Source organism: Peribacillus sp. P4_D6 (assembly GCF_056401795.1).
In genome coordinates this window covers 1-10,163 of the sequence record NZ_JBFUIQ010000130.1, presented here as the reverse complement: position 1 = coordinate 10,163, position 10,163 = coordinate 1, and the positions used below count along the sequence as shown (strand labels likewise).

Here is a 10,163-nt window from a genome sequence, read left to right as displayed (position 1 = left end):
TAATGAAACAGCAAGGCTTAATAAGCCTTGCTGTTTTTTTTAGCTATAAATGGAATCTCCGCTTAATCGATACATAAAATACTTTGATGATTTATGTGTATGGGAATAGGGGGAGGTTGCAAGATGTCTGAGGTAAAAGATTATGCTAAAGAGGTAAGTGATTGGGTTGATGGAGTGATGGAATATCTTGAGAAGATCGATATCACCGATTCGCCGTTGCTGTCAAATATTGAACGGCTTTCCGGGTTGGCAAAGAATATGGATGAGGAAGAAATGGATTATGAGGATATGGTCCTGATTGAAGAAGAGATGGCTCGGGTCTACGAGGAAATTGAAGAACTCGCTAGAGAATTCAATATACAGGAAAGGCAATCAGTGCCGATTGGGAAGCATACGCTACCGCCGTTACCTTATGCCTATGAAGCGTTGGAACCGACGATCTCAAGGGAAATCATGTATCTGCACCATGATAAGCATCATCAAGCATATGTCGATGGTCTGAATAAAGCGGAATTGATGATGAAAAAAGCAAGAGAAACGAATGATTTTTCCTTGTTGAGACATTGGGAAAAGGAAGCAGCCTTTCATGGATCGGGCCATTATCTCCATACGCTGTTCTGGGAAGTGATGATTCCGGGAGGGGGCGGACAGCCAAGGGGGGATTTACTTAAACAGATTGAGAAGGATTTTGGAAGCTTTGCAGCTTTTAAAAGTCATTTTAGTGAGGCTGCCAAACAAGTAGAAGGTGTTGGCTGGGCGATATTAGTCTGGTCTCCGCGTGCGCGGCGGTTAGAAATACTTCAATCGGAATTGCACATGGTTTTGACCCAATGGGATACGATCCCAATCCTTGTTCTTGATGTATGGGAACATGCTTATTACCTGCAATATAAAAATAATCGGGCAGGCTATGTGGACAAATGGTGGGACGTTGTAAACTGGCCGAAAATAGCCGTAAGGTTCACCGAAGCGAAAAAGCTTATTTGGAAAAAGCAATAACTGATAAAATATAGAAATGTCTTTGGAGAACCAATTACAACTAAACGGGCCGTCAAGGTTCGTTTTTTTTTTGATTGAAATTTCGAAACAAGAATTTTTTAGGGGAAATATGGGAAAGATATGAAGGAGACCTGAAAATTTTATTAGAAAGCGACTTATGATTCTCATTTGGATATTATAATTAGATTGAAAAGGAGAGGAAATCATCTCACGAAATAATGAGCATGTGTCTTATTTGTATCCTAGAAATAATATTGGAAATGTGTTGAAAAAGCTAATTTAAAGTACTATGGGATTTTAAAAATAATTAATTTATATTAATATAAAAACTGTGACCAATTTGTGAACTTAAAAATTATTAAGGTATATTTATTGACTAGTTTCTATTTAATAATTATTATAAACAGGAGCAGATAAAAAAAATAGCTATTGGAGGAATTTATTATGTCATTGATCAATAAACAAGTTGAAGATTTTAAAGTACAAGCTTACCATGCAGGAGAATTCAAAGAAGTTACACTTGAAGATGTTAAAGGGAAATGGGCAGTATTCTTTTTCTACCCAGCTGACTTCTCTTTCGTATGTCCAACTGAATTAGCCGATCTTCAAGATAACTATGAAACATTCAAGGAAATTGGTTGTGAAGTTTACTCAGTTTCAACAGATACTCATTTCAGCCACAAAGGATGGGCTGATGCTACTGATACAATCGGTAAAATCCAATATCCAATGTTAGCTGACCCAGCAAACGTTTTATCCCGTCAATTCGGTGTATTGATTGAAGAAGATGGATTGGCTCTACGTGGAACTTTCATTGTAAATCCAGAAGGACAAATTAAAGCATACGAAGTCAATGATTTAGGAATTGGCCGTAATGCAGAAGAACTTGTAAGAAAAGTTCAAGCTGCACAATTCGTAGCGGAACATGGAGATAAAGTTTGCCCTGCAAAATGGACTCCAGGTGAAGATACTCTTGAACCAAGCCTAGACCTTGTAGGTAAACTTTAATTTTTAATGGGAGCGCCCATTTCTACAGGTAATGGACATACCCAGCATTGATTACGATTACTGGACAAATCGTCCGACATGATACAATGACAAAAGGCACTTACCTAAAATAAGTGCCTTTTGTTTTTCAAAATAATCAGTTTAGCACGTTATAATCATTCAGCAAGGAGCACAAAAGATGAAAAAAATATATGATTTATTAATTATTGGCGGCGGTCCTGCAGGCCTCTCAGCCGGTGTTTATGCAGGAAGAGCGAAGCTAAAGACGATAATTCTTGAAAAAGGCACTGGCGGCGGTCAAGCTGCAACTACATCGGAAATAGCCAATTATCCTGGTATCCGTCATATATCGGGTCCTAGGTTAGTTGAAGAAATGAAGCTTCAAAACGAAGACTTTGGCGTTGAGTTCGCCAAAGCTGATGTAACGGGTGTGGATTTCTCCGGTGAGGTGAAAGTCGTTAAAACCCTTGGCGGGGACTACCATGCACGCGCCGTCATCATTGCAACGGGTGCTTCTCCAAGAACACTAGGATTTCCAGGTGAAGAGGAATTCACTGGCCGCGGTGTAGCTTATTGTTCAACATGTGATGGTGAATTCTTTGAAGGGTTGGAAGTTTTCGTTATCGGGGCAGGATATGCAGCCGCTGAAGAAGCGATATTCCTGACACGTTTTGCTACAAAAGTCACAATCATCGCCCGTGAATCAAGCTTCTCTTGTGCCCCGTCCATTGTTGATAAAGTAATGGCAAATGATAAGATTGAAGTGAAATTCAATACGGAAATCCTTGGGGTTCATGGAGACGGGATGATTCAAAGTGCACGTTTCATCAATAACGTTACCAAAGAAGAATTTGAATATAAGGCGAAGGAAGAAGACAATACATTTGGCGTATTCGTTTTCATAGGTTACGAGCCGAAAACAGAGATATTCAAGGGCCATATCGAAATGGATGATGCTGGTTACATTTTAACCGATGATGATATGAAGACTAATGTGAATGGTGTCTATGCGGCGGGCGACCTAAGGCCAAAATCCTTGCGCCAGATTATCACAGCTGTATCCGATGGAGCGATTGCAGCAACGGATGCCGGCAAATATATTGAGGAAGAAAAAGATCGCCTGGGAATCAAGGATGAACCTGAAGTTGAAAAACCGGCGAAAAAAGAACAGGCAGCTGTCCCAGCAGGCAAGAGCGCTTTATTAAGTGATGCGTTACGCGGCCAATTAAAGGGAATCTTCGGTAAGATGGAGAGCGACGTTACTATGGTGTCCATTGTCGATGAAAGTTTGCCAAAATCAGTCGAATTGCGAGACTTCCTGTTGGATGTTGCGGAATTAGGAGATAAGCTTCATCTTGAGTTATACAACAAAGGGGAAAATGCGGAAATCGAAGAAAAAGTCAATGCGGATAAGTTCCCTGTCGTTGCCCTCTTAAAATCAAATGGTGAATACAGTGGCGTCAAATTCCACGGTGTACCAGGCGGCCATGAGTTGAATTCCTTCATTTTGGCCATCTATAACCTGGCTGGACCTGGTCAAGCATTGGATTCAGCCGTATTGAATTCAATCAAGGGAATCAGTAAAAAAGCGAACATTAAGGTCATGGTTTCATTGTCATGTCACTACTGTCCAGACGTTGTTGTGGGGGCACAGCGCATAGCGATTGAAAACCCTAACGTTGAAGCTGAAATGGTCGATATAAGCAATTTCCAGGAAATCAAGAAGAAATATAAAGTCATGAGCGTGCCGGCCATGATCATCAATGATGAACAAGTGGTATTCGGAGCTAAGAAAATTGATGAAATCGCTGCACTATTAGTATAATAGAACACTAAATCGATAGGAGTCCCTATCGATTTTTTTATGGAAAACTTCCCTTGAAAACAGTGGATATCATCAAGGTTTAGATTCTTTTATTCATAACCCTTGTCCCTTTGCATAAACTTGTACAAAAACAAGTAAAGAGACGAGGGGGCACTCATGCGTTTTCTATATAAAGGGTTATCGAGTTTGTGTATCGTCATTCTCCTGTTGTCTTTTAGAGCACCTGTACAAAGCGCCTATGCAAATGTATCCGTAAGTGCCCATAGCGCGATTTTAATGGATGAGGATAGCGGAAGGGTCATTTATGAAGTGAATGCTCATGAAAAGAATCGCATAGCAAGCATTACGAAAATAATGACGGCCATCTTGGCTATTGAATCGGGACAGATGGATGAGACAGTTAGGGTGAGCAGCAATGCCTTCGGGACGGAGGGATCTTCCCTTTACTTAAAAGTAGGAGAAAAAATTAAGCTCGAAGATTTGGTATATGGCTTGATGCTTCGTTCAGGTAATGATGCAGCAGTGGCAATCAGCGAAAAGGTTGGCGGAAGCCTGGATGGATTCGTCTGGATGATGAATCAAAAGGCGGAAGAAATAGGGATGAAGGATACCCATTTTTCAAATCCACATGGTTTGGATGATACGAAGAACCATTATTCAACCGCCTATGATATGGCCATTCTCACTCGTTATGCCATGCAAAATGAAACGTATGCGAAGATTGCCGGCACAAAGGAACACAGGGCACCTAATTCCACAGAACAATGGGATTATGTATGGAAGAACAAAAATCGCCTACTTACACAATTATATGAGTATTGCACAGGGGGGAAAACAGGGTATACGAAACTAGCAAAACGTACCTTGGTCACGACGGCAACAAAAAACGAGCATGACCTGATTGCTGTGACATTGAATGGTCCGGATGATTGGAATGATCATATTCATATGTACGAATCGGCCTTTAAGGATTATAAGCCAACAGAAATTTTACCCGCAGGCATGGTGGAAAACATGGAAAATAAAATATATAAAGGACATGTCTATATTAAAAATGATTTTTCATACCCACTGACAAACGAAGAGAGAGAATTGGTCAAAGTGAAAATGAAATTGTTGAAGCCCCAGAAGGCTTGGGATGATAAAAGGAAAATCCCGGAAGTTGTCGGCAGAGCATCCATCTATCTTGATGGGAAGAAAATAGGAACTCGGTCAATTTTTTATGGGGAAGCAAAAGAAAGCTTCAAGCAACAATCATTCCAATCTTCATGGGCTGAAGTATTTGAAGCGGTATTGGGAATCGGACGCAATGGTTAATTACATTTGGGTCGGGATGTTCGTGATCGGTATCGTCTTTGGCATGGTTAATGGAACGATGGATCAGGTGAATGAAGCTCTATTTGTCAGCGCAAAGGAAGCGGTCACCCTTTGCCTGGGACTGATGAGCATACTTGTCTTTTGGCTGGGTTTGATGAAAATTGCGGAGGAATCGGGGCTGTTAGATAAACTATCCAACTTGTTCAAGCCGTTCATGAGATGGCTATTCCCTGAAGTGCCTCCTAATCATCCCGCTATGGGGTATATACTTTCCAATATGATGGCAAACACATTCGGGTTGGGGAATGCAGCTACGCCTCTTGGTATAAAAGCCATGGAACAGCTTAAGAAACTAAATGGAGGAAAAGCAACGGTCAGCCGCTCGATGGTCACTTTTTTAGCAATCAATACCTCAAGCGTAACGTTGATTCCAACCACTGTCATTGCGATCCGCATGAACTACGATGCCCACTCCCCGACGGACATCGTATTTCCGACCATAATAGCAACGGCCATTTCTGCCGTTGGAGGAATCGCGATAGATAGATATTTTTATTACAGGAGAAAGAGGAACGGGAGGGAATAAGGATGTTGCACTGGATGACCACCATTTCAATTTGGATGATACCGGTTTTGATCCTCGGAATATTACTGTATGGCACATTGAAAAGAGTTCCTACCTATGAGACCTTCGTTGAGGGGGGGAAAGAAGGAATCAACATGTCCTTTTCCCTTATTCCTTTCCTGGTAGGGATGCTTGTGGCGATTTCAGTATTTAGGGCATCAGGGGCCTTGGATTTCATTGTACAATCACTAAACCCCTTGCTTTCCTTTCTTCATTTTCCGTCTGAGGTTTTACCCCTTGCGATTATTAGACCAATATCCGGAACAGCGGCTTTAGGAATCACCAGCGACCTGATATCGGTTTATGGACCGGATTCCTTTGTTGGCCGCTTGGCTGCCACGATTCAGGGAAGTACGGATACCACCTTCTATGTATTGACCGTTTATTTTGGAGCCGTCGGAATCAAAAAAATGGGTGATGCCCTTAAGGTCGGCCTTTTGGCAGACTTGATCGGAATCATAGCTGCCGTTATTGTCGTCACACTGGTTTTCGGCATGAATTAAAAGGTAGGGAAATGGACGATTCCATTTCTTTTTTTTTTTGTCTTTTTTCTTAAAAGCAGCCATCCATTATTAAGGTGTATTCAAACTTTCATCAAAAGAAACATTTTTTTGTATGGAAAAATAAGCTATGTTACACTCATTATGGAAACCAACCCATTTAACCGTCCCATTATTGGTGTAATAATAAAAGAAAAGCTCTTAATCGCGAAAAACCTTTTGTTTTTGCCTCTCAATATGTAATAATTGTATGATTGTGTATGTATAGACAATAACAAACGAATGATTATACTATGGGGTGAAGATAGATGGAACGATTACAAAAGGTGATAGCACATGCTGGACTGGCTTCCCGCCGTAAAGCAGAAGAGTTGATTTTAGAAGGTAAGGTAAAAGTGAACGGCAAAGTAGTGAAAGAATTAGGTGTGAAAGTGGGGCCTAATGATAAGGTTGAGGTTAATGAAGTCCCGCTTGAAAAAGAAGCTCCGGTTTATTTCCTATTCTATAAACCGCGCGGCGTCATTTCGGCCGTTTCTGATGATAAGAACAGAAAAGTCGTAACGGACTTTTTCCCTTACATCAATGAACGGATTTATCCAGTTGGCCGCTTGGATTACGATACTTCGGGCTTGTTGATTTTAACCAATGACGGGGAATTTGCAAACACGTTAATGCATCCGAAGCATGAAGTGGATAAAGTGTATGTGGCAAAAGTGAAAGGGATGCCTTTGCGTGAAAGCTTGAAAAAGCTGGATAAGGGAATCAAGTTGGAGGATGGCAAGACTGCTCCGGCCAAGACAAGGGTATTGTCTACCGACAAGAAAAAGGAAACGGCCATAGTTGAAATCACAATACATGAAGGCAGGAATAGGCAAGTCCGCCGGATGTTCGAAGCAATTGGCCATCCCGTCATTAAATTGAAGAGGGAGCAATATGGTTTCTTGACCTTGGATGGTTTAACTGCAGGGGATTCCCGGGAGCTGACTCCACATGAAGTTAAATTAATGCGGACTTTAGCAACGACCGAGCCTAAACAGCGGAGAATGTAAGCTAGTATTTTTCCCGTATTGATAGGTTGAAACCACTACCCCTACTCTTCCCCTGGAAGAAATGGGTGGTGGAAAACAACCTGTAAATACCTTTTCCTTCATGAATCGGGAAAGAATGTCACAAAACCTTCAGAAATGCAAATATAAAGGACATGGCGTTAAATGGTATAATGGTATGGTTAAATTTAGTGTGGCCTTAGGAGGATCTCTATGGATAAAAAGAAGCGACGCCTCATTAGCAGAACCATCATTCTCCTGCTTTTAGGTGCAGCTTTAGTGTTTGCCCTTTATACGAACTTCACTAAAGATAAGAATGAAAGCCTGAGAAAAGGATCCGATGCACCCAATTTCGTCTTGACTGATATGGAAGGTAAAGAGCATAAACTTTCAGATTACAAGGGAAAAGGCGTCTTCCTGAACTTTTGGGGTACATATTGCAAGCCGTGTGAATATGAAATGCCTTATATGGAAAATCAATATAAAAACTTTAAAGACCAGGGCGTTGAGATATTGGCCGTTAACGTCGGGGAATCTGACTATGCTGTCAATAATTTCATTACAAAGCATGACCTTACCTTTCCTGTCATGATCGATAAAGGTAGGGAAGTGGAAAATGCTTACCGCGTGGATATATTGCCTGTCTCCTTTTTGGTTGATAAAGAGGGGAAAGTGATAGATATCATCACCGGAGCTTTGACAGAAGAGAGCATCCAAAAGCATATGGAGAGAATTAAACCATAATATTGGGGAGTTTTTGACATGAAAGAAGTAAAATGCGATTGTGGTCATGTAAATCCGTTTGGCACAAAGATATGCGGGAAATGCGGAATGGTGCTTGGTAACGAAAAAGAGCACCAGCTTATTGATATGAGATATGAAGGAAGTGCCAGGCGTTCACAAACATATAAAAAAACGATCATCGATAAAATATGGAATTTCTTTTCTTCCGTTAAGGTCGGGGTGACGCTCATAGTCATTGCTTTGATCGCTTCAGCTATCGGGACGATTTTACCCCAGGAAATGTACATCCCTTCAACCGCGACGCCTGCAGAGCATTATGAACTGGAATATGGCTGGTTCGGAAGGGTGTATTATGAACTCGGGTTTCATAACTTGTATAGTTCATGGTGGTATTTGATTATAATAGGCATGCTGGGCATATCACTATTGATTGCCAGTATCGACCGGTTCTTTCCGTTATATCGATCGTTAAAAAAGCAAGGGGTCACACGTCATGACGGTTTCATGAAACGTCAGCGAATTTATGGGGTGACAAAGCTTGAAGACCACGATATAAACCTTGAAGAAGTAAAGGATAGACTAAAAAGGCAGCGTTATCATATACGAGAGGAAAACGGTCATATACTTGCCGAAAAAGGTCGTTTTTCACGTTGGGGACCCTATGTCAATCATATTGGACTTATCATTTTCTTAATTGGAGCATTATTGCGTTCCGTCCCTGGGATGTATATCGACAAAGTACTTTGGCTGCGTGAAGGCGAGAGGAAAGAAATCCCCGGTACAAATGGTGAATACTATCTTCAGAATAATGAATTTACCTTAGAGGTGTATGACAAAGAGAGTGAAGAAGATAAGCAGTACAGTGCTGCAATTGATAAAACCGGTACGATCGCTAAAACATATCAATCCGATGTTACGCTCTATGAGCGCAAGGGAGAAACCTTACCAGGGGAAAAAGTGGACCTTGATAAGCTTAAAGATTATAAAATCAAAGTCAATGAACCTCTGAAACATGATCATTATGCCCTTTACCAAGTAGACTATAAATTGGATGAGCTCAGTACGATGGCTTTTAATTTGATAAATAAAAAAACCGAAGAGAAATATGGAAGCTTAAAGGTTGATTTGAACAACCCGCAAAAGAAATACGAGTTGAAAGAAGGATATTCCGTTGACTTGATCAGTTACTTCCCTGATTTCGAGTTCGATGAAAAAGGCGAACCTAGAACGATATCGAAGATTCCGAATAATCCAGCATTTATCTTTAAGATGCATACTCCGGATAAGCCAGAGGGTGAAGTCAGTTTCGTAGCGATTAAGGAGACTGTGGAGCCTTTAGGGGAAAACACTTATAAAATGGCTTTTAATGGTGTGGAAACCCAAGATGTCACGGCTTTGACCGTCAGGAAGGATTTAACCCTTTGGATCTTATTCACGGGTGGAATCATCTTCATGATCGGCGTTGTCCAAGGGTCTTATTGGAATCATCGGCGTATATGGATCAAGAGGAAAGATGATGAGATACTTTTGGCCGGCCATACAAACAAAAACTGGCACGGCATTAAAAGAGATATAAAACAAGCGATAGAATCAACATCACTTTCCGAACCAATGGATCAACTTGAAGAGGAGAAATCTTCTAGTAAGGGGGAAGTTTTAAATGGCTGAATTAAGCAGTAACCTTTTATATGCAGCTTTCATTTTATATCTGATCGCTACCTTTTTATTCGGGGGATCGATCAAGGATAAACGCGGTGCGGAGGAAAAGAAACAAAACAAATGGGCAAAACTGGGCATTTTCGTCACCATTATCGGGTTTGCGGCGCAAATTGGGTATTTCATCACTAGATGGATTGCAGCCGGCCATGCCCCGGTAAGTAACCTGTTTGAATTTACGACCTTTTTCGGAATGATGCTGGTCGGTGCTTTCATATTAATTTATTATCTTTATAAAACACCTGCCCTTGGGCTATTCGCTTTACCGATAGCATTATTGATAATCGCTTATGCAAGTATGTTCCCTACAGAAATTTCGCCACTCATCCCTGCTTTGCAGAGTGATTGGCTCCATATTCATGTAACGACTGCAGCGGCAGGAC

10 protein-coding genes are annotated in these 10,163 nt (G+C 41.1%); all 10 read left to right on the top strand.

From position 1 onward, the window contains the following. Nucleotides 1–123: 123 nt before the first annotated feature. Nucleotides 124–999: a superoxide dismutase gene (locus tag AC1DVB_RS22595; protein ID WP_454861475.1), complete on the top strand. Its 876-nt coding sequence runs from the start codon at nucleotides 124–126 to the stop codon at nucleotides 997–999. 444 nt (nucleotides 1,000–1,443) lie between these two features. Then, nucleotides 1,444–2,007, top strand: a complete 564-nt coding sequence (gene ahpC / locus AC1DVB_RS22590) for an alkyl hydroperoxide reductase subunit C (RefSeq protein ID WP_034308115.1) — start codon at nucleotides 1,444–1,446, stop codon at nucleotides 2,005–2,007. A gap of 178 nt (nucleotides 2,008–2,185) precedes the next feature. Beyond that, the gene (locus tag AC1DVB_RS22585) at nucleotides 2,186–3,832 is read left to right on the top strand and encodes an FAD-dependent oxidoreductase (protein ID WP_477591057.1); all 1,647 of its coding nucleotides are present in this window, start codon (nucleotides 2,186–2,188) and stop codon (nucleotides 3,830–3,832) included. Nucleotides 3,833–3,988: 156 nt separating this feature from the next. Further along, nucleotides 3,989–5,149: a D-alanyl-D-alanine carboxypeptidase family protein gene (locus tag AC1DVB_RS22580; protein ID WP_095678609.1), complete on the top strand. Its 1,161-nt coding sequence runs from the start codon at nucleotides 3,989–3,991 to the stop codon at nucleotides 5,147–5,149. Next, complete coding sequence (locus AC1DVB_RS22575; protein WP_063575727.1) at nucleotides 5,142–5,735, top strand: nucleoside recognition domain-containing protein; 594 nt, start codon at nucleotides 5,142–5,144, stop codon at nucleotides 5,733–5,735. Before AC1DVB_RS22580 ends, AC1DVB_RS22575 begins: the two co-directional genes overlap by 8 nt. Before the next feature lie 2 nt (nucleotides 5,736–5,737). Further along, the gene (locus AC1DVB_RS22570; protein ID WP_239858453.1) at nucleotides 5,738–6,277 is read left to right on the top strand and encodes a spore maturation protein; all 540 of its coding nucleotides are present in this window, start codon (nucleotides 5,738–5,740) and stop codon (nucleotides 6,275–6,277) included. 305 nt (nucleotides 6,278–6,582) lie between these two features. After that, entirely contained in the window at nucleotides 6,583–7,323 is a 741-nt protein-coding gene (gene rluB / locus AC1DVB_RS22565; RefSeq protein ID WP_034308106.1) for a 23S rRNA pseudouridine(2605) synthase RluB, read from the top strand. Nucleotides 7,324–7,533: 210 nt separating this feature from the next. Continuing rightward, nucleotides 7,534–8,064, top strand: a complete 531-nt coding sequence (gene resA / locus AC1DVB_RS22560) for a thiol-disulfide oxidoreductase ResA (RefSeq protein ID WP_034308103.1) — start codon at nucleotides 7,534–7,536, stop codon at nucleotides 8,062–8,064. 18 nt (nucleotides 8,065–8,082) lie between these two features. Further along, nucleotides 8,083–9,732: a cytochrome c biogenesis protein ResB gene (gene resB / locus AC1DVB_RS22555; protein ID WP_264638991.1), complete on the top strand. Its 1,650-nt coding sequence runs from the start codon at nucleotides 8,083–8,085 to the stop codon at nucleotides 9,730–9,732. Next, nucleotides 9,725–10,163 (top strand): cytochrome C assembly family protein (locus AC1DVB_RS22550; protein WP_477591054.1); only part of this gene is annotated, 439 nt, incomplete at its 3' end. The genes resB and AC1DVB_RS22550, both read left to right, overlap by 8 nt.